This is a genomic window from Gluconacetobacter sacchari (assembly GCF_014174255.1).
GTDB lineage: Bacteria > Pseudomonadota > Alphaproteobacteria > Acetobacterales > Acetobacteraceae > Gluconacetobacter > Gluconacetobacter sacchari.
Window position 1 is genome coordinate 22935 of the sequence record NZ_JABEQJ010000012.1, and the last position, 20428, is coordinate 43362.

Annotated in this window: 18 protein-coding genes; 7 read left to right on the forward strand and 11 right to left on the reverse strand. The window is 59.5% G+C overall.

The window, feature by feature from the left end; translation table 11 throughout:
* Positions 1-5 precede the first annotated feature (5 nt).
* From HLH48_RS10485 to HLH48_RS10535, 11 genes are all read right to left on the reverse strand, one after another.
* On the reverse strand, positions 6-1475 hold the full coding sequence (locus HLH48_RS10485; protein WP_182997463.1) for an aldehyde dehydrogenase: 1470 nt from the start codon (positions 1473-1475) through the stop codon (positions 6-8).
* A 28-nt stretch (positions 1476-1503) separates the two neighbouring features.
* Entirely contained in the window at positions 1504-2574 is a 1071-nt protein-coding gene (locus HLH48_RS10490) for an LLM class flavin-dependent oxidoreductase (protein WP_246387227.1), read from the reverse strand.
* Complete coding sequence (locus tag HLH48_RS10495; protein ID WP_264812302.1) at positions 2535-3392, reverse strand: alpha/beta fold hydrolase; 858 nt, start codon at positions 3390-3392, stop codon at positions 2535-2537. Before HLH48_RS10495 ends, HLH48_RS10490 begins: the two co-directional genes overlap by 40 nt.
* Before the next feature lie 3 nt (positions 3393-3395).
* Positions 3396-3983, reverse strand: a complete 588-nt coding sequence (locus HLH48_RS10500; protein WP_182997465.1) for an amino acid synthesis family protein — start codon at positions 3981-3983, stop codon at positions 3396-3398.
* Positions 3984-4113: 130 nt separating this feature from the next.
* A complete protein-coding gene (locus HLH48_RS10505) occupies positions 4114-4596 on the reverse strand; it encodes a flavin reductase (RefSeq protein ID WP_182997466.1) in 483 nt (160 codons plus the stop codon).
* Positions 4593-5477, reverse strand: a complete 885-nt coding sequence (locus HLH48_RS10510) for a bifunctional 5,10-methylenetetrahydrofolate dehydrogenase/5,10-methenyltetrahydrofolate cyclohydrolase (RefSeq protein WP_182997467.1) — start codon at positions 5475-5477, stop codon at positions 4593-4595. Before HLH48_RS10510 ends, HLH48_RS10505 begins: the two co-directional genes overlap by 4 nt.
* Positions 5478-5491: 14 nt before the next feature.
* Positions 5492-6370, reverse strand: coding sequence for a formyltetrahydrofolate deformylase (purU, locus tag HLH48_RS10515; RefSeq protein WP_182997468.1), 879 nt, complete (start codon positions 6368-6370; stop codon positions 5492-5494).
* A gap of 2 nt (positions 6371-6372) precedes the next feature.
* On the reverse strand, positions 6373-6954 hold the full coding sequence (locus tag HLH48_RS10520; RefSeq protein WP_182997469.1) for a sarcosine oxidase subunit gamma: 582 nt from the start codon (positions 6952-6954) through the stop codon (positions 6373-6375).
* Positions 6947-9994 (reverse strand): sarcosine oxidase subunit alpha family protein, encoded by a 3048-nt coding sequence (locus HLH48_RS10525; RefSeq protein ID WP_272502288.1) that lies wholly within the window; start codon positions 9992-9994, stop codon positions 6947-6949. The genes HLH48_RS10520 and HLH48_RS10525 overlap by 8 nt, the downstream gene beginning before the upstream one ends.
* A 2-nt stretch (positions 9995-9996) precedes the next feature.
* Positions 9997-10275, reverse strand: a complete 279-nt coding sequence (locus HLH48_RS10530; RefSeq protein WP_182997470.1) for a sarcosine oxidase subunit delta — start codon at positions 10273-10275, stop codon at positions 9997-9999.
* A gap of 10 nt (positions 10276-10285) precedes the next feature.
* Entirely contained in the window at positions 10286-11545 is a 1260-nt protein-coding gene (locus tag HLH48_RS10535) for a sarcosine oxidase subunit beta family protein (protein WP_182997471.1), read from the reverse strand.
* 81 nt (positions 11546-11626) lie between these two features.
* Between HLH48_RS10535 and HLH48_RS10540 the strand changes: the two genes are divergently transcribed.
* From HLH48_RS10540 to HLH48_RS10570, 7 genes are all read left to right on the forward strand, one after another.
* Entirely contained in the window at positions 11627-12595 is a 969-nt protein-coding gene (locus HLH48_RS10540; protein ID WP_264812300.1) for a LysR family transcriptional regulator, read from the forward strand.
* Between the two features lie 74 nt (positions 12596-12669).
* Positions 12670-13332 carry a helix-turn-helix domain-containing protein gene (locus tag HLH48_RS10545; protein ID WP_182997472.1) on the forward strand — a complete coding sequence of 221 codons (663 nt, stop codon included), beginning with the start codon at positions 12670-12672 and terminating at the stop codon, positions 13330-13332.
* Between the two features lie 109 nt (positions 13333-13441).
* The gene (locus HLH48_RS10550; protein ID WP_182997473.1) at positions 13442-14338 is read left to right on the forward strand and encodes a class II glutamine amidotransferase; all 897 of its coding nucleotides are present in this window, start codon (positions 13442-13444) and stop codon (positions 14336-14338) included.
* On the forward strand, positions 14335-15033 hold the full coding sequence (locus HLH48_RS10555; protein ID WP_182997474.1) for a GltB/FmdC/FwdC-like GXGXG domain-containing protein: 699 nt from the start codon (positions 14335-14337) through the stop codon (positions 15031-15033). Before HLH48_RS10550 ends, HLH48_RS10555 begins: the two co-directional genes overlap by 4 nt.
* A 7-nt stretch (positions 15034-15040) precedes the next feature.
* Entirely contained in the window at positions 15041-16378 is a 1338-nt protein-coding gene (locus HLH48_RS10560; protein WP_182997475.1) for an FMN-binding glutamate synthase family protein, read from the forward strand.
* A 72-nt stretch (positions 16379-16450) separates the two neighbouring features.
* Positions 16451-17767, forward strand: a complete 1317-nt coding sequence (glnT, locus tag HLH48_RS10565) for a type III glutamate--ammonia ligase (RefSeq protein ID WP_182997476.1) — start codon at positions 16451-16453, stop codon at positions 17765-17767.
* A gap of 232 nt (positions 17768-17999) precedes the next feature.
* Positions 18000-20372 (forward strand): TonB-dependent receptor, encoded by a 2373-nt coding sequence (locus HLH48_RS10570; RefSeq protein WP_246387228.1) that lies wholly within the window; start codon positions 18000-18002, stop codon positions 20370-20372.
* Positions 20373-20428 lie beyond the last annotated feature (56 nt).

The window sequence follows — 20428 nt, forward strand, 5'->3', positions numbered from 1 at the left end:
TTTTCCTATCGCATGACAAATGGATCGGAGATCGGCTCGTCCGATGTACGAATCCAGACGGACTTGATCCGGGTATAGTCGAGCATGGCCTCCGAGCCGCCCTCGCGGCCCAACCCGCTCAACCCATATCCGCCGAATGGCATGAGGGGCGAGATCATCCGGTAAGTGTTGATCCACACGACACCGGCGCGAATACGCGCGCTGACGCGCTTGGCGCAGGCCAGATCGCGGGTGAAAACGCCCGATGCCAGACCGAAGGGCGTATCGTTGGCCTTGGCAATCGCGTCCTGTTCGTCATCGAAAGGAAGAACGCTGAGGACCGGGCCGAAAAACTCCTCCTTCAGACAAGGAAGGTCCGGTCGGTCGCAGAGAAGGATGGTAGGTTCGAAATAGAAGCCTTCCGCGAACGCTTCCGGTGCCTTGCCGCCGGTAATCAGCGTTGCGCCGGAATCCAGACTGCGGGCGATCAGATCCTGGATGTGCTCTCGCTGACGTTGCGTGGCGAGGGGGCCGAATTCGGTTTCCATGCTTTGTGGGGAGCCGATACGAATGGCTTGGGCCCGGGTTTTCAGCTGCCCCAGAAGCGGTTCGAAGATGTCACGATGAGCCAGCAGACGCGAACCGGCGACGCAGCTTTGACCAGAGGCAGCGAAGATACCAGCAATAAGGGCATTGACGGTGCTGTCCAGATCCGCGTCGGGGAAGACGATGACCGGCGATTTGCCGCCCAGTTCCAGCGTCGTGTAGGCCAGATTGTTCGCACTGTTGCGCACGACGTGGCGCGCTGTTTCCGGTCCTCCGGTGAAGGCGATACGCGCGACCAGCGGATGGCTGGTCAGTATTCTGCCGCAATCATCGCCGTAGCCGGTCAGGATGGATACCACGCCCGGCGGAAAACCGGCTTCATGCACGAGGCGGGCAAAGCCCAGCAGCGGTGCAGGTGCTTCCTCGGATGCTTTGAGCACGACGGTGCAGCCTGCCGCCAGCGCGGGAGCGAGCTTGACTGCCGACAGAAAAAGCTGCGAGTTCCATGGAACGATCGCCGCAACGACCCCGATCGGTTCCCGGCGCTGATAGGCTTCGGTATCGGTCTTGTCGATGGAGACGTATCGGCCGTCCAGCTTATCCGCCAGACCGCCGTAATAGCGATAATATTCGGCGATATAGGCAATCTGCGACCGGGTTTCCCGGATGATCTTGCCGGTATCACGGGTTTCCAGTTCCGCCAGTTCCGGGGCTGCCTGCTCCAGCAGGTCGGCCAGACGGAACAACAGGCGGCCGCGCTGGGTGGCGGTCAGCCCGGCCCAATCCGGGTCGTTCAGCGAGCGGTGGGCGGCGTTGACCGCGCGATCGACATCGTCTGCCCCGGCACGGGGCATGCGTGCCCAGGGGGTCTGCGTCGCGGGGTCGATGCTTTCGAAGGTTCGCTCGGCATGCTCGAAGCGGCCGTCGATATAGTGCTGGAATTCCCGCATGGCTGCATATCCTTGGACTGGTTTTCTGTCAGGAGAAGGCCGGCATGACATCCCGGATAAAGCGCTCCAGCGAGGCCTTCTTGCGCTCGAACGGCATCAGGCTGTCGATCCAGAAGCTATACTGGTCGTAGCCCATGGCCTCGTATCGCTTCAGCCGGTCGATGACAGTGCCTGCTGAGCCTACGGCCAGATTGTTGCGGATGATTTCGGGCGCATACTGCGGGCTTTCGGCCATTTCCTCCTCGGTCAATTGCTGGATGAAGCCATTGTCGATCGGACGCTGATTTTTGAACCAGGCACCGAAATAGCAGTAAAACCGGGAGAGTTCCCTGGCGGCCTGCTGTACGTCCTCTTCGCTGTCGGCCACATAGGTGTGCAGCAGCAGCATGATCTGTGGAGACGGAATGTGCGGATGGAGCGCGCAGGCAGCCCGGAAGCGATCCATGAGGCTTTCGACCTCGGCGTCGCCCGATGCCAGAGGCGTAACCTGGACATTGCAGCCATTTTCAACGGCGAAAGCGTGCGAATTTGGATCACGCGCTGCTAGCCACAGGGGCATGTCACCGCTCATGGGCTTTGGCACCACCGTCGATTTCGGAAAGGACCAGAATTCTCCCTGATGGGCCAGGTCTCCGGCCCAGAGCTTACGCAGCAGCGGCACCATTTCGCGCATGCGCTGGCCGGCGGTCCAAGCATCCAGACCTGGCATCATGCGTTCATATTCGAAACTGTAGGCTCCGCGCGCGATACCCAGATCAAGACGGCCTTTCGTCGCCAGATCGGTCAGCGCGGCCTCGCCGGCCAGACGCAGTGGGTGCCAGAACGGAGCGATCACCGTGCCAGTCCCAAGACGGATGCGCGACGTCTTGCTGGCCAGATAGGCGATGTTGATGAAGGGATTGGGGGCGATGGTGAATTCCATGCCATGATGTTCGCCGATCCAGGCCGTCTCCATGCCGCCGTCTTCCGCGATCCGGACCAATTGTTCCAGTTCGTCGAACAGTTCGGCGTGTGTCTGGTTGGCATGGTATCGTTCCATATGAACGAAGAGAGAGAATTTCATTCTTGGCAACTCCGGCTTCCCGCTGCACGGGCACATGGGGTGTCATTCAGGAAATCTTGTATGGCCAGATCGGTCGAGGGCGGATGGACGAAGCTCATCATGTGCCGTTCGCCGGCAAGAATGCGGGCGGTTCCGTTCGCGCTGTCGCGTGCCATGGCTTCCGACATCGCCGGCGTCGAATTGGGATCGAGCGCACCGGTCAGAAAAAGTGCGGGCATGGATAGGGTGGACAACTGTCCCTTGCAGGCGGCATCGGCGGTGGCGAACAGACGATATGTCCGCGCATAGCCTTCCGGCTGGATGGTATTCAGCAGAGCAAGGAGGACCGCCTTCTTGTCTTCTGTCTCGGGTGTCTGTTCGTCGCCGAACCATCGGTCGAGTGTCGCTGACCAGTCGGGCACCGTTCCGTCCAGAGTCGCGACGCGGCGGGCGATCGCATCCTTCTGCTCGTGCGTGCGATCATAGACACCGTTCATGACCACCAGACGCCGGACGTGCTGCGGGTAGCGCAGCGCAGCATCAAGCGCGATCAGGGCGCCCATGGAATGACCGATCAGGGTGACCGGCCCTGGGCGTAGATGTGTCACCAAAGCGGCGAACTGGGCGCTATAGTCGGACAGGCATGGGACGGGCGGCGGCAGGCGGCTCTGGCCGTGTCCCAGCATGTCGTAGGCGATGCAGCGATAATGCGGCGAGAAGCGGGCTAGCTGGGGTTCCCAGAACTCCAGCTTCATGCCCACACCGTGCAGAAAGACCAGCGTTTCGCGCTCCGCGTCCCCGGGGCAGACTACTCGGAAGCGCGTACCGTCGAAACTGTCGTCAGCGACGTGAAGCCTGTCTGGACGGTGTGTCATCGGTCAGCCCTGCGTGTCGCCCAGTTCGGCCAGATCCTGGTAACGGTCGCCGATACGATGGTGTGGACGACCGCCGATGGATGCCCCGAGGGCCACGACGATTTCGTCCGGTGCGGGGGCGTCGTTGATCGAGAACTGGATGGTCAGATAATGAGAGCGCCGCCCTTCGTCATTCTTGTCCATCAGGGGAATGACGATGGGGGCGTCAGGGCCGCCGCGCGTGTTGGTAAAGGCGAGATAGGATTTGGCGTTGACGGCGCGGCGGTAGAAATTGCCGAACCGCAGGGTATGGATCAGCGCCGAGGCATGTTCGATCTCGCCGGAGGTCCCGACGACGGCAGCCTTGCCGTAGCCCTCGATCCTGTCGCCACCGCCGGTCATTTCGGTGATCCGCGTGGTCAGGGTCTCGCCGAGGATCGGGGCGATGGCGTGGATTTCAGGCTTCAGATCCTCGACGAAGCCGCGTCCGGCCCAGGGGTTCCGGAGAATGGCCGCCACGGCAAACATCCTGAGGGGTATGGAGGCTTCCTTGCCGCCTTCTATGAAGGTGTCTTCTTGATAGGAAACGATTTTCCGGAGAAAAAGTGACATTTTCAGGGCCTCCTTGGCTGCCGGCGGATAGTGATCGTTACGATGTATATTCGAAGAATTCGCAGGGAAGATCAATGGATAATTTCCTAAAAGGAAAAAAAATTTCTCCTACGTAATCCTTGTGGTTGCTCTACGACGCGCCCAGCGCATGATATCCGCGTCGGAAATAGACCAGCGCCGGGGAACCATGACGGATCTCGATATCCTGAATGGCACCGAAGATGACGCTGTGTGTGCCGATATCGGTAATGCTGTCGATCCGGCAGTCGAACGAGACGATCGCATCTTCCAGCGCGGGGGCGCCAGTGACGCGCCTGTGCCAGGCGGCCTGGAGAAAACGGGTCTCCTGGTCAGCTTTGCTCGCAAACAGGCCCGACAGTTCCTGATGGGTGGCGTTCAGAACATTGACGCACAGAACGCCGTTACGCAGGAAGATATCGTGAGACCGACTGCTGCGATTGATGCAGACTAGAAGGGTAGGTGGACTGTCGGTGACGGAACACACGGCCGATACGGTCATACCCGCCCTTCCTGCCTTCCCGTCGGTCGTAATGATGCTGACAGCCGAGCCCACATGGGACATGGCTTCGCGGAAAACGGTCTGATCAATCATAATGTCACGTCCTTGCCCGTGGTCATGCTGGCCGCACGAAGAGTGTTCTGGAGCAGGCACGCGATGGTCATCGGCCCGACACCGCCCGGGACGGGCGTGATGGCGCGGGCATGGGCGGCAACTTCGTCGAACGCAACGTCGCCCACGATGGTCGGTCCGTTTGTACCATCGACGCGGTTGATGCCGACGTCGATGACCACAGCGCCGGGTTTGACCCAATCGCCCCGCACCAGGCCCGGGTGGCCAGCCGCGACGATCAGGATATCCGCCCGCCGCGCTTCGGCCGCGACATCGCGGGTCTGGAGATGGGTGATAACGACCGTGCATCCCTCATTCAGCAGCAGTCGCGCCATGGGGCGACCGACGATGTTCGAGCAGCCGATGACGACGGCATGCAGGCCGGAGAGCGACGGGAGGAAGCGACGGAGCAGGATCATGCACCCCATCGGTGTGCAGGGGATCATGCCGTCCGTGCGTCCAACCGCCAGTTTGCCCACATTGACGACGTGGAATCCGTCGACATCCTTTGCAGGATCGATCGCGTCCAGCACCGCGTCGCGCTGAATGTGGGGCGGAAGCGGCAACTGAACGAGAATGCCATGGATTGCGCGGTCGGCATTCAATGCGTGGATGAGAGCCAGTAGCGCCTGCTGCGTGGTATCGGCGGGCAGGCAATGGCAAACCGAATGCATGCCCGCGGCCTCGGTCTTGCGCACCTTGCTGCGGACATAGATGACGCTGGCCGGGTCGTCGCCCACCAATATCACGGCAAGCCCTGGTGTGATCCCGCGCGCCCGTAGGGTTGCGACCTCGCGGGCGATGGCATTCGTCATCACCTTGGCTTCGGCCTTGCCGTTGATCATCACTGCTCCGGCTGACATGTGGATATTCATCGTCAGTCGCTGAAGACGATGGTCTTGTTGCCGTTCAGCAGGGCGCGCCGTTCGATGTGATAGCGCACTGCCCGTGCCAGAACCCGGCGTTCGATATCCCGACCTTTGCGGATCAGATCCTCCGGCGTATCCGCATGCGAGATCCGTTCCACGTCCTGCTCGATGATCGGACCTTCGTCCAGGTCGCTGGTCACGTAATGGGCCGTGGCCCCGATCAGCTTGACGCCGCGCGCGAAGGCCTGGTGATAGGGACGCGCGCCTTTGAAACCGGGCAGAAAGGAGTGGTGGATGTTGATGCACCGTCCAGCAAGCTTGCGGGAGAATTCGTTGGACAGGATTTGCATGTAGCGGGCCAGGACCATCAGTTCGGCACCCGAGGACTGGAAAATGTCCCAGATCCGCCCTTCCTGCTCGGCTTTCGTATCCTTGGTGATCGGGAGATGGTGGAAGGGAATGCCGTAGAATTCGATATCGGCATATGTGTCCTGCGGGTGATTGGAAATGATCCCCACCGGTTCGATCGCCAGTTCTCCGATCCGCCAGCGATAGAGAAGGTCGACCAGGCAATGGTCGAATTTCGAGACCATCAGCAGCACCTTGTGCGGCCGAGCCATGTCGGTCAGCGTCCATTCCATCGCGAATTCATCGGACAGGATGGCGATGGCGTCCGACAGGGTCTGCTCGATCGCGTCTGAGAGCGGGATGTCGAAGACGATCCGCATGAAGAAACGCTGTTCTTCGGCGTAATCGAACTGCTGCGCCTCGGTGATGTTGGCGCCGAGTTCGTACAGCTTCATGCCGATCCCGGCGACGATACCGGGGCGGTTCGGGCAGCTGAGCGTGAGCGTGAAGGTGGCGTGGGCGGGAGAAAGACGTATCATCGTTACACTCGTTCCGAATGCGGAATGCCGCCTTTCATGGCGACATGGATATCGTGATGCAGGCTCCGAGCGAAGCTGCGGAAGACGGTGAAGTCGAGGCCTGACGTGCCATCTGGGCGACTGAGGATGACCGGGATGTGACCGGCGAGCGTCAGGGCTGTGTGCCCCGGCCCGAAGTGGTGGGGGGCCAGATCCACTGGCACCAGCTTGGCCGCGACAGCATCCGCGCCGGTGCCACGAAGGCATAATGTGACGCGGCTGTCGGTCTGGTTCGTCAGAGCCGCCAGCCCCGCGCAGAGGGGGGCCAGACGCGCCATGAGGCCGGCGCCCGCCGGCGCATGAGCGAACCATTGATGATGCGCCGCCTTGGTCAGCTGTAGTCCATCCTGACCCGACGCGGTGGAGAAGTCTGCCGGAAGGGTTACGCCGAAGGTGGAGGCCAGTGCAGCGTCGAGATCCGGCAGGCATTTCGCGAATGGGCCGATGCTGACGGTTTCACGCGTCGGTGCAAGCGCAAGCGTCAAACCGTTGACCGTGATGGAGGGGGGCTGTACCGCAGGTTGCGGCAGCAGGGGATCAGGCATGGAGACGTTTTCCTTCCGGATCGACGAAAACCGGCGAGACGATCTCGGCCTCGGTGATGGTGTCGGCCAACGGATTGTGAACGGCGATGATTTCGCCGTGTCGGGCCGGTCCATTGGACAGAAAGCCCAGCGCGATCCACGAGCCGATGGTCGGGGACCAGGCGGATGAGGAAATCCATCCCTGATCGAACGCCGCCGTTGCGGGGCTGCCCTTGGGCAGGAGATGAGCCCCCGCAGCCAGTGTCGTGCCGGCCACCAGCGGGCGCAAGCCGACCAGGGTTGGACGCGCCGGACCGGTCAGGGCAGCGCGGGCTGCCATCGTGCGGCCGATGAAATCCTTTTTCGTCGACAGCATGCGTCCCATACCCAGATCGTGCGCGGTCGTCTGTCCGTTCAGTTCAGGGCCGGCCGGATGGCCTTTTTCGATACGCATGACCCCGAGGGCTTCGGTACCATAGGGCGCGATGCCGTAGGGGGCACCCACGCGCATCAGCAGTCGCGCCAAGGCATCGCCATAATGCGCGGGAACGGCCAGTTCGTAGGCCAGTTCGCCCGAGAAGGAGAGCCTGAACAGCCGGGCGGACTGGCCACCGCAGACGGTGATATTCGCCGCTGCCATGTAGCCGAATCCCTCGTTTGACAGGTCGTATTGCGGGTCGACGATCTGGCGCAGCACATCGCGGGATCGGGGGCCTGCAACAGCGATCTGTGCCCATTCGTCGGTGACCGAGATGACCTGGACGTCCATGTCGGGCCACAGGCATTGATGGCAGAATTCCAGATGCTGCATGACGGGGCCGGCATTGGCCGTTGTCGTGGTCATGACATAATTGTTTTCGCCCAGGCGCGCGGTCGTCCCGTCGTCAAACGCAAAACCATCCTCGCGCAGCATCAGTCCGTAGCGTGCCCGCCCCACCGGCAGTTTCTGCCAGGCATTGACGTAGACACGCTCGAGGAAGGTGGCGGCGTCCGGTCCCTGGATGTCGATCTTGCCCAGCGTCGTGACGTCGCAGAAGCCAACGGCATTGCGGACGGTGTTGACTTCGCGGTTGACGGTGTCCTGCCACGTCGTTTCACCGGCGCGCGGATACCAATGCGCGCGCTGCCAGAGCCCGTTGGCCGTGAAGACGGCTCCCTGTTCGCTCGCCCATTGATGGGTAGGCGGCAGACGGTGCGGCTTGAAATGAAGCCCGCGATGCGGACCGGCCAGCGTACCCAGCGTAACGGGTTGGGTGGGAGGACGGGTCAACGTGGTGCCGGTCTGCGGGATGGACTGCCCGTTGACTTCGGCCAGAAAGGCGAGACCGTTGACATTAGCGGTCTTGCCCTGGTCCGTGGCCATCCCCAGCGTCGTATAGCGCTTGAGATGCTCGACGGAGCGAAACCCTTCCTGCGCGGCCAGTTTCGTGTCCTTGGCCGTGACATCGTTCTGAAAATCGATGAAGGCCCTTCCCGCGCGGCGCCCGCTTTCGGCGTCCATGGCGTGCCATTGTGGGACGATGCCGTATGACTCGTCCTGATCAACGATGGGAGCGGCCAGCGGGGGTGACGATGCCTCCCCGAACCCGCAACAGGCAGCGGCCTGATGGCCAGCCCGCGCGCCTTCGGTCAGCGCGCCCGATGTCGTCATCGTGCCGGCAGCGACACCCGCGACATGCAGGTCTTCCTCGTCGGGTGTGGGGATGAAGGCTGCGATCTCGTCGCTATAAGACGGGCGTCTGCCATGATGGGTGGTCAGGGCGATGTCGGGATTCCAGCCGCCGGAGACCGCGATCAGATCGCAGGCGATACGGCAGTCTTTCCCGTTGCCGCCACGTATCAGGGCGGCCGTGACACCACGATAGCCGGACGTATCGGCAATCCTGGCGCCAGGGAACAGCCGGGCCCCCGTCCGTTGGGCAACGGCCTGTGCATGAGTTGAGGACTGACGGGAATCGACGATCGCCATGATACGCACACCTGCGGCATACAGGTCGGCTGCCGTGCGCAGGCCGTCGTCATTATTGGTGTAGACGATGGCCTGACGCCCCGGTGCGACACCGAAGCGATTGACATACATACGAACCGCCCCTGCAAGCATGATGCCGGGCCGGTCATTGTTGGGGAAAACGATCGGCCGTTCGATGGCACCAGTAGCGACGACGCATTGCCGGGCGACGATGCGCCAGAGACGCTGGCGCGGCTGGTCGGGCTGGGGGACAGCCAGATGGTCCGAGACGCGTTCGAAGACGCCGTATGTGCCGCCGTCATAGCGTGCGAACACGCAACTGCGGGTCATGATCCGCACGTTGGGCATGGCGCGCAGCCGGCTTACGGTCGCTTCCGCCCAGGTCCATCCCGGCCGATGATCGATCAGAATGTTTTCGGCGCGCAGGCGCCCGCCAGGCAGACTGTCCTGTTCACACAGGATAACGCGCGCTCCGCTGGTGGCTGCCGCCATCGCGGCGGCCAGACCGGCGGGACCCGATCCGACGATCAGGACATCGCAGAAACCGTTGGATTTTTCATAGAAATCTGGATCGGCTTCCTCCGCCGCGCGACCGAGGCCGGCCGCGCGGCGGATGATCGGCTCGTAGATTTTCTCCCAGAACGCTGCGGGCCACATGAACGTTTTGTAGTAGAAACCGGCAGTGAAAACCGGGGACAGGACGCCATTGATACCCATTGCATCGAAGGCCAGGGTCGGCCAGCGGTTCTGGCTGCTCGCGGTCAGGCCGTCGAACAGTTCCGCGACGGTTGCGCGGGTGTTCGGCTCACGCCACGCGCCGGTACGCAGTTCCACCAGGGCGTTCGGTTCCTCGGGGCCAGCCGACAGGATGCCGCGCGGACGGTGATATTTGAAAGAGCGACCCACCAGACGGACGCCGTTGGCCAGCAGGGCGGAGGCCAGAGTGTCACCGGGATGTGCGGTATAGGATTTGTCGTCGAAGGTGAAGCGGATCGTCCTGCCGACATCGATCCCATTCCCCTGGATCAGACGCATGGGCTGGGTGGGGCCGGTCACGGGCAGCGGCGCATGATCCCGCATGATGTTATACATGTTCACGATTCCGACCTCGCATTTTCCGAAGCGGCACCCGCGGGCCGGACGCCATGGACCATGTGCGTCGTGGTATCCCGCTCTACGACCAACCATGCGCGGCAGCCTGCGCCGTGGTACCAGTATTCTTCGTGACGTCCGGCGGGGTTCTCCCGCAGATAGACATAGTCGACCCAGGATTCGGCCGGCGCATCAAGGGCGGGACGCCGCACGGTCGCGTCGCCACGATAGGTGAATTCCTCAAGGCTACGTTCACCGCAATGCGGACAGTTCAGACGCATGACAGGACCCTCAATGTAGATTGGGCTGTGCGCCCATGCCTTTTTCGTCGATGACCGCGCCGCGGCCGAAGCGGTCGAGGCGGTAGGCCGTTGCGACCTCATGCGGTTCGTCGCGTGCCAGCAAATGGGCGAAGCACAGACCGGAGGCAGGGGTGGCCTTAAAGCCTCCATAACACCAGCCCGCATTCAGATAGAGTTGTTCGACCGGTGTACGGTCTATGATGGGGCTGCCGTCCATCGACATGTCCATGATGCCGCCCCATTGGCGCAGCAGGCGTACGCGCCCGATGCGGGGCATCAGCGCCATTCCGCCCTCCACCACATCTTCGACGACCGGCATGTTGCCGCGCTGGGCATAGGAATTGTAGCCGTCGATATCTCCGCCGAAGACCAGGCCGCCCTTGTCGGACTGGCTGATATAGAAATGGCCGGCACCGAAGGTCGTGACGCAATCGATGAAGGGTTTGAGGCCCTCGGTCACGAAAGCCTGCAGGACGTGGCTTTCGATTGGTAGCCGGAGCCCGGCCATCGCCGCGACCCGCGAGGAGTTGCCCGCGCAGGCAAGGCCGACTTTGCCGGCGGCAATGGGGCCGCGCGATGTTTGGACGCCCGTGACCCGGCCGTTTACGATGGTGATGCCGGTGACTTCGCAATTTTCGATGATATCGACACCCAGTTGGTCGGCAGCGCGGGCATAGCCCCATGCCACGGCGTCGTGGCGAACGGTCCCGCCGCGTCTCTGCAAAAGGCCACCCTGAATCGGGAAGCGGGCGTCATCGAAATTCAGGAAGGGCAGTTTCGCCCGGACGGCGGAGGCATCCAGAAGCTCGGCGTCGATACCATGCAGGCGCATCGCGTTGCCGCGCCGGATATAGGCATTGCGCTGGGCGTCGTTATGGAAAAGGTTCAGAACCCCTCGCTGACTGACCATCGCATTGTAATTGATATCCTGCTCCAGCCCTTCCCACAGCTTCATCGAGCATTCATAGAAGGGCGCGTTTCCTGGAAGCAGATAGTTGGAACGGACGATCGTCGTGTTGCGACCGATATTGCCGTTGCCTATCCAGCCCTTCTCCAGAACGGCCACGCGTCTGATGCCGTAGCGCCGCGCCAGATAATAGGCTGTTGCCAGCCCGTGGCCGCCGCCGCCCACGATGACGATGTCGTAGGCGGCCTGCGGCGACGCCTTACGCCATGCGGGCTTCCACCCGGCATGGCCGCGCAGACTCTCGCGCAGCAGCGAGAAGAGGGAATAGCGTTCGCTGGACATTCGAACCCTTGATTTAGTTAATGGTGACAGCATAAAGCCATCGCTGATAGACTGAGTATAAATTTTACTTATGGTGCATCCGTGGCGGTAAACGTTCTTCCATTTGATGTGAATGCGTTAAGCGTGTTTCTTGCCGTATGCGAGCACGGCAGTATGGCATCGGCCGGCAGGGTGCTGGGCATTACGCAACCTGCGGTCTCACAGTCGATCGCCGACCTTGAGGCTCGGATCGGTGCGACCCTTTTCGATCGGAGCGTGCGGCCGCTGGCGCTGACGGCATCGGGCATGGTGTTGCGGCAATACGCGGGAAATCTCGTTGCCGACATGCACCAGATGTCGGGCCGGCTGCGCGACATGCAGCGCGGACGCGTGTCACATTTACGGATCGGGATCGTCGATTCGCTGTCTCGGGCACTGTTGCGGGAGGTGGCGGCGTTCCTGGGCGATCGAACAGAACATCTGGTTGTACTGGCGGGGCTGACCGAATCTCATGCCGCAGCCCTTCTGGCACGGAAAATCGACTTTATCGTCGGCGTCGATGATCTGGAGGACGTGCCGGGGCTCGAGCGGTGGCCGCTGTTCGAGGAGCCCTACGTCCTGGTCTGCCCCGGAACAGTCGCGCCGCCCGCCGATCGGGACGCGCTAGCGCAATTGCTGACTGAAATGCCTTTCGTGCGTTTTACGCTACGGTCCCGGTCCGGGACGGAAATCGAACGTTTTCTGCGTCGCATGCGTATCGAAGTGCCTTTCGGGCAGGAGTTCGATCTGCCGACCGGGGTGCTGGCGGGCTGCCTGAACGGCGGCGTTGCGATTTCGACACCGCTTTGTCTTAGGGAAGCCGGATACGGGCCGGAAATGGGGCTGGCCGTGCATCCGTTGCCGATCTCCGGCTTTCGGCGCCGGATGACGCTGGTCGCGCGGCGACGTGAGTTCGGCCGCCTGCCCCTGGATCTGGCCGAAACGCTCCGTAAATCTCTGAAAGAACATAGTCTTCCATCTTTAGTGGACCAGTTCGCTCCATTTGCGTCTACGATGCGTGTCCTAGATTGATCCCGTCTGGCTGAAGCGAGCGCGCCCTGCCCAAGCTAAGCCGCGCCCGGGATAACATGTATGGAGTTTAAGCCTTGGCCGTATTGCGTTCTCGCCCCGTTGCTCCGGACGATGCCGGAGATCTGCTAACCGGCTCATCGGCCGAGCCAGTCCGTGAGTTGACGCTGGAAGAGTCTCTGGGCGCGCAGATCAGACTGCGGCGGCGCAAGGCGGAACTGACGGGAGCCGATCTGGCGAGCGCGGCGGGAATCTCGCTCGGCATGTTGTCGAAGATCGAGAACGGGCAGATTTCGGCGTCTCTGACCACGCTCCAGTCCGTCAGCAGGGCGCTGAATGTGCCATTAAGCCAGCTTTTTGCAACATTCGAAGAGCAGCGGGACTGTTCCTTCGTCAAGAGCGGCCATGGCGTCGTTATCGAGCGCCGGGGAACCAAGGCGGGGCATGAATACGAACTGCTAGGGCATCTTCTCGGCGGTCCTACTGTGGTCGAGCCTTACATGATTACGCTTCACGAGGAAGCCAGACCTTATAGCAATTTTCGGCATGAGGGCGTGGAGTTGATCCATATGCTCAGTGGCCGTGTCGTCTATCGCCACGGCGAGGAACGCTACGACATGGAGCCCGGCGATACCCTGTTGTTCGATTGTCAGGCACCTCATGGACCAGAGGAATTACTAGAAAAACCAATGCGTTACCTCTCGATCATCATCTATCCCCGGAAAAGCGACACACCGTAGCCGAACCGGAAAACTTTCCTTTAAGGAATATTTTATTCCTTTCCGTTGACTCCGGGCGATAGGATGCGCTTCATTGCCGTATCGTTTCCTTTGATCGCGGAGAATCACGATGTGCGGCATCGTTGGGTTGTTCCTGAAAAATCCGGCTCTACAGCCACAGCTTGGCGCCCTGACGGCGCAAATGCTCAAAACCATGACCGAACGCGGTCCAGACAGCGCGGGCTTCGCTATTTATGGCGGCGGCGCGCATGGGCGCACCAAGATGACGCTACGTGGCGTCACGGAGGCTTTGCGTCCGGACTTCGAAAAGAGCGTCCTGTCGTTGAGCGATAGCGCCACCTTTTCTTATCGGGACGACCATCTCGTGGTGTCCTGCCCGGATGACGCCGTCTCGGCCATTCGAGAACTGGTTGCGGGATATGGATCGGACGTCAGGATCGTCTCCAGCGGAGACAGTATCGAGCTTTATAAGGGCGTTGGCCTTCCCGAAGACGTGGCGGCGCGCTTCCAGCTCGCTGAGATGAGCGGAACTCACGCAATCGGCCATACGCGGATGGCGACCGAATCCGCCGTTACCACGGCTGGCGCGCATCCTTTTTCGACCGGCCCGGACCAGTGCCTCGTGCATAATGGATCCCTGTCCAATCACAACACGCTGCGTCGCCAACTGGTGCGCGACGGACTGAGTTTCGAGACCGAAAACGACTCGGAAGTAGCGGCTGGCTATCTGTCCTGGCGGTTGTCCCGGGGAGAAAGGCTGGATGAGGCCCTGACGGCCTCGCTGTCCGATCTGGACGGATTTTACACGTTCGTCGTCGGTACGCGTGACGGGTTTGCCGTGCTGCGTGATCCCGTCGCCTGCAAGCCGGCGGTGATGGCGGAGACGGATGACTATGTTGCGTTCGCATCCGAATATCGGGCGTTCGCCGGCCTGCCGGGGATCGAGAGTGCAACGGTTTTCGAGCCTGAACCGCAACGTGTCTATCACTGGGAGCACGCGGCATGAGCGCGACGCTGTCCAATCATCAGGCTATTGATCTGAGGGAATCGACCATCCGCGAGCTCAACGCCGTGCTGCAGTCTGAAGATGTCACCGGCTCCTGGCTGGTCAGTCATCCGGAGGGACGGCATTCCATTGCGGTGGGGCTGACAGCGCCAATCGATATTATTATCGATGGTCAGGCGGGATATTACGCTGGTGGCATGAACCAGCACGCCAATCTGGTGATCAAGGGTAATGCCGGTCCTGGCGTTGCCGAGAACATGATGAGCGGTTCGGTTCGCATCGAAGGCAATGCCAGCATGGCGGCCGGTGCGACCGCGCACGGCGGCTTGCTGGTCATCGAGGGAGATGCGGGCGCGCGCTGCGGCATTTCCATGAAAGGCGTCAATATCGTCGTGCGCGGATCCGTCGGGCATATGAGTGCCTTTATGGCGCAATCCGGCAATCTGGTCGTCTGCGGTGACGCTGGTGATGCGCTTGGTGACAGCCTGTACGAGGCGCGCATCTTCGTGCGCGGAACCGTCAAAAGTCTTGGTGCGGACTGTGAGGAAAAGGACATGAGTGCGGAGGATCTGCAGATTCTGCGTGGGTTGCTGGAAGAGGCGGGGATTACGGAATACAGCGCCGAGCATTTCCGCTGCTATGGTTCCGCACGCCGTCTGTACAATTTCCACGTCGATAACGCTGCCGCGTACTGAGGTCATAATGTCACAGAGCAAAAACACGCCACCTCGCACGACGCCGCGTTTTTCGGCCACGTTCGATCAGTTTACGATTTCCGAGATCCAGCGCGCCGCGGCGACCGGCATTTACGACATCCGGGGGGCGGGAACAAAACGCAAGCTACCGCATTTCGACGATCTTCTGTTTTTGGGCGCGTCGATCTCCCGTTACCCGCTCGAGGGTTATCGTGAGCGGTGCGATACGGATGTCGTTCTTGGAACACGCTTTGCCAAAAAGCCGATCCGCTTGAAGACGCCGGTGACGGTCGCGGGCATGTCCTTCGGTGCGCTGTCGGCGCAGGCGAAGGAAGCCCTGGGCCGGGGTGCCAGCGCGGTCGGCACGTCCACGACGACGGGTGATGGTGGGATGACTCCGGAGGAGCGGGGACACTCTTCGATCCTCGTCTATCAATATCTGCCGTCGCGCTATGGGATGAATCCCGACGATCTGCGTCGCGCGGATGCGATCGAAGTCGTGGTCGGACAAGGGGCCAAGCCAGGCGGCGGCGGCATGTTGCTGGGGCAGAAAATTTCGCCCCGCGTCGCGAAAATGCGGAACCTGCCGGAAGGCATCGACCAGCGTTCGGCCTGTCGTCATCCGGACTGGACTGGGCCGGACGATCTGGAAATCAAGATCGAGGAACTTCGTGAGATCACCGGTTGGGAAAAGCCGATCTATGTAAAGGTCGGTGCCAGTCGGCCGTACTATGATGTTTCGCTGGCCGTCAAAGCCGGGGCGGATGTCATCGTGCTGGATGGTATGCAGGGCGGGACGGCCGCCACCCAGGAAGTCTTCATCGAGCATGTCGGGCTGCCCATTCTCTCGGCGATTCGCTCCGCCGTGCAAGCCTTGCAGGATCTGGGGATGCACCGGAAGGTTCAATTGATTGTCTCTGGCGGTATCCGGAGCGGTGCCGATATGGCCAAGGCTCTGGCGCTGGGTGCGGATGCGGTGGCAATCGGCACTGCCGCATTGATCGCGCTGGGCGATCAGAGTCCCGATCTGGCCGAGGAATATGCCAAGCTCGGGACTGTGCCGGGGGCCTACGACGACTGGCAGGAAGGACGGGATCCAGCCGGTATTACGACGCAGGATCCGGAACTCGCTTCCCGTCTCGATCCGATTCTGGGCGGACGGCGTATCGCCAACTACCTCTCGGTGATGACGATGGAAGCTCAGGCGATTGCTCGGGCCTGCGGCAAGAGCCATCTCCATAATCTCGAACCCGAGGATCTGGTCTCGCTGACGATGGAAGCCGCCGCGATGACGAAGATCCCTCTTGCCGGAACCGACTGGTATCCGGGCAAGAACGGTTTTTGATTTCATGACCTCTCCGATGCCCCGTGCATGTTGGAGAGGTTTGTTTATACAAGCGTTTGTAGGGCTTCAAATATGGCTCAAAGTACAATTGTTCCGGATCTCGCTGCTATCGCTGCGGAGAAAGGGATTCGCTTTTTCCTGATTTCGTTTACGGATCTTTTCGGGGCGCAACGCGCCAAGCTGGTCCCAGCGGCCGCGATTGCCGGAATGCAGAAGAACGGTGCGGGTTTCGCAGGATTTGCCGCGAATTTCGTACTGTCACCGGCCGATCCTGACCTGGTGGCCGTGCCGGATGCCAGCACGCTGATCCAGCTTCCGTGGAAGCCCGAAGTCGGATGGCTTGCATCCGATCTCAAAATGCGTGGCGCTTTGATCGAGCAAGGGCCGCGCAATACGCTCAAGAGAATGGTCGAACGTGCGAGGGCGGCAGGATTTTCCGTGAAGACCGGCGTGGAATGTGAGTTTTTCCTGCTCACGCCGGACGGCCAGGAGATTTCTGACGGCCATGATGATGCAGGCAAACCCTGTTACGACGCTTCCGCGCTCATGCGACGGTATGACATCATCGCGGAAATCTGCGATGCCATGTTGTCTCTTGGCTGGGAGCCCTATCAGAACGACCATGAGGACGCGAATGGCCAGTTCGAGATGAACTGGATTTTCGACGATGCCCTGATTACGGCCGATCGGCACGTGTTCTTCAAATTCATGGCCCGTTCCATTGCCGAGAAGCACGGGCTTCGTGCGACATTCATGCCCAAACCCTTCATGCACCTCACCGGCACGGGTTGTCATGCCCATATTTCATTGTGGAATGGCGACGAGAACGTTTGCTTCGATGCCGAGGACGCGATGGGATTGTCTCAACGCGGCTATCATTTTGTCGGCGGACTGATTCATCATGCCGATGCTCTTTGCGCGTTTCTGAATCCTACCGTGAATTCCTATAAGCGGATCAACGCTCCCCGAACGGTCTCCGGCGCGACGTGGTCACCGAATTCAGTGACCTATTCAGGCGATAACCGGACGCATATGATCAGAGTGCCCGGCAAGGGCCGGTTCGAGATGCGTTTGCCGGATGGCGCGGCTAACCCTTATCTCCTGCAAGCGTCGATTCTTGCGGCTGGGCTGGATGGTATCGAACGGAAAATCGATCCGGGCAAGCCTCTGGATATCAACATGTATACCGAAGGGCATAAGGTTAAGGATGCCAAGAAACTTCCATTGAATCTGCTGGATGCGCTGCGTGCCCTGGACGCTGACAATGGCCTTCGTGACGTCATGGGATCTGATGTAATCGATCCGTATCTTCAGTTGAAGACTGCCGAATGGAACGCGCATTGCGGCCATCTGTCCGACTGGGAGCGTGCCGCCACAATTGATTGCTGATCGGATTATAAGAAAAAGTTATCGTGACAATAAAAACGTTCCGAAATCATAATATACAGAAATCACAACGAAGGCGATTGGATCAGTCTTATTTGTAACGCCTTATCTGGTCGCCGACAAGAATGTTTACGACTTAAATCAGCACGCGTCTTTTTTTGCCGGTGCGACGCGAATGTCATGCAAAACGGAACACATCATGAAAAGAATATGTCGATTTTCGTTCGCTTTGTCAATGACGACCATCCTGAGTAGTTTTGGCGTGGCTCATGCGGCAGTTCGTCATGGAACGACGAAAGGTCAGTCTGCGCCGGCACACAAAGAGACAAAAAGTCATTCTCCGAAACAGGACATGGTTGTCAGTTCTACGTCAGAGCAACTGTCTGTGGCGGCTAAACGTCTCGTCCATGGCGCTGTCGAGACCGTCAGTCAGAAACTATTGTCTCAGGCACCGGCCGGTACAAACCCGATGAAGATTCTCGGCAGTCTCCCGGGCGTAATGTTTCAGTCCGACGATCCGCAAGGACTCAACACGTGGTCTATCCAGATTTTCATGCACGGGTTTCAGGCGCAGGAACTGGGTATGACCCTAGATGGCATGCCTCTAGGGGAGCTGGCATACCGTAACTACAACGGTCTCAATCCTGTTCTCGCGATTTCGTCGGAAAACGTGCAGCGTGTGAATGTCTCGCAGTCTGCCGGTGCAGAGGATGTGGCGGCCACGAATAACCTTGGTGGCACGCTTGCCTATATTTCTTCCGATCCTCATAACAAATTTGGAGGCTCTATCCGGCAAGGTTTTGGGAGTTATAGCAATTTCCATACGTTCATTCGGATGGACAGCGGCGCACTGAATAACTCCGGCTCGAAATTTTACGTGTCCTATATGCGTAATGATGGCCAGTTGTGGAAAGGCTATGGGAACCAGTTTAGTCAGCAGGTGAATGCGAAATTCGTTCAGCCCATCGGGCAGGATAGTCGCATTTCAGCATTTTTTGACTGGTCCGATATCCATCAGTTTACCCTGCCTGACGCATCGCCCGAGGTGATACAAAATCTCGGTTATAACGTCCCGGATTATTATAATGGCCGGCAGAGTGGATTACAGGCAGCGATCAATGCAGCCAATGGCATCTATCCGGCCGGATTTGATAAACTGGCGGACAAGACCGATTCAGCCTATTACGAGGCTACAAACAATACACAGGATCTGTTCGGCGGTATAAAAGCCGATATTCGCTTGAACGACCGTCTGACATGGAATACGACGGCCTACGGTCATGGTGAAACCAACCAGACGACGTGGACCACCCCCTATTATCCGTCGCCCAATGGTTCGCCACTCAGTGAACTGGTCAAGGAGCCGGAAATCCGGCGTTTTGGGATTATTTCCCAACTTCATTATAACATCGCTCATAACGAGATTGGTGGTGGCGTCTGGTACGAAAATAACGCCTATATGTCGCCGATGAATGCTTACTCGATGCCGAATATTGTAGATGGCAGGCTGACGTCGGCGATTCCGGACCCTCTGGGGAACTGGACACATCCTTTTGCGGAAATTTACAATCAGAATTACAGTACAAATACCTTTACCGCGTTCGTGAATGATACATATCACGTGCTGCCAAATGTAGCGTTGCATTTCGGTTTCAAGTCCGTTTTGAGCACGACCAGAGTCGGTGACGGATATCTGAACCAGGCCTATTATGGCGCAGGTTCCCGTATTGCCAGCTCAGAGGGATTGACGACGGCTGAAGCTTTCTTACCGCATATCAGCGGGGATTGGCATTTCCTTCGGCATCATGAGTTGTTCTTCGACATTTCGGAAAATGTGCATAGTTATGCGGAGTGCGGGTACAAATTGTGCGTCTCACCTTTTGCGGTATCCCAGGAAGCTTTCGATCAGACAAAAAGTTCACTGCATCCCGAGACGGCGTGGACGTATGCTGTGGGGTACAGGTATAACGACCAGCATATCGGCGCGTCGGTTTATGCCTATCGAACAAACTTTAATAATCGTCTTCAGCAGATTACAAGTGGCTCATCCATCAATCCGGTGTCCACCGTCGCGAATGTTGGTGGCGTCACGATGAATGGTGTGGATGCGGCACTGACGATCATGCCAATCGAGGGTTTGTCGCTGACGAATAGCATCAGCTATAATCACGCGACATATGATAACAATATTACTGAAGCCGGGACGGTATACGCGATCAAAGGGTCACAGGTCGTCAACTATCCACGCTTCATGTATAAATCCCGTTTGTCTTATACGTGGCGCGGATTGCTGGCCTATGTGGATGGCAGCTACACCGGGACCAGAAACTACAGCTACACGGGAGACGTGAAAGTGCCCGGGTACTGGTTGGCAAATGCCGGCGTCGAATATTCATTGGGAAATATGGCAAAATATTCCCGTAGACTGGATGCGATCAAGAACGTGGTGGTCTCGTTCAACGTGGCAAATCTGAGCAATTCCCGTTACATTTCAACCATGGGCGAGAACGGAAATCCGATGAATATCGCGTCTGGTGCAATGAGTTTTCAGTCGATGCTGGTCGGTGCTCCCAGAATGTTCTTTGGAAGCATTCGGGCCGATTTCTAAAAGTAGAATCAAGCACAGAGTTCGACGACGGGTGGTTCTGCCTGTGAGGCAGAGCC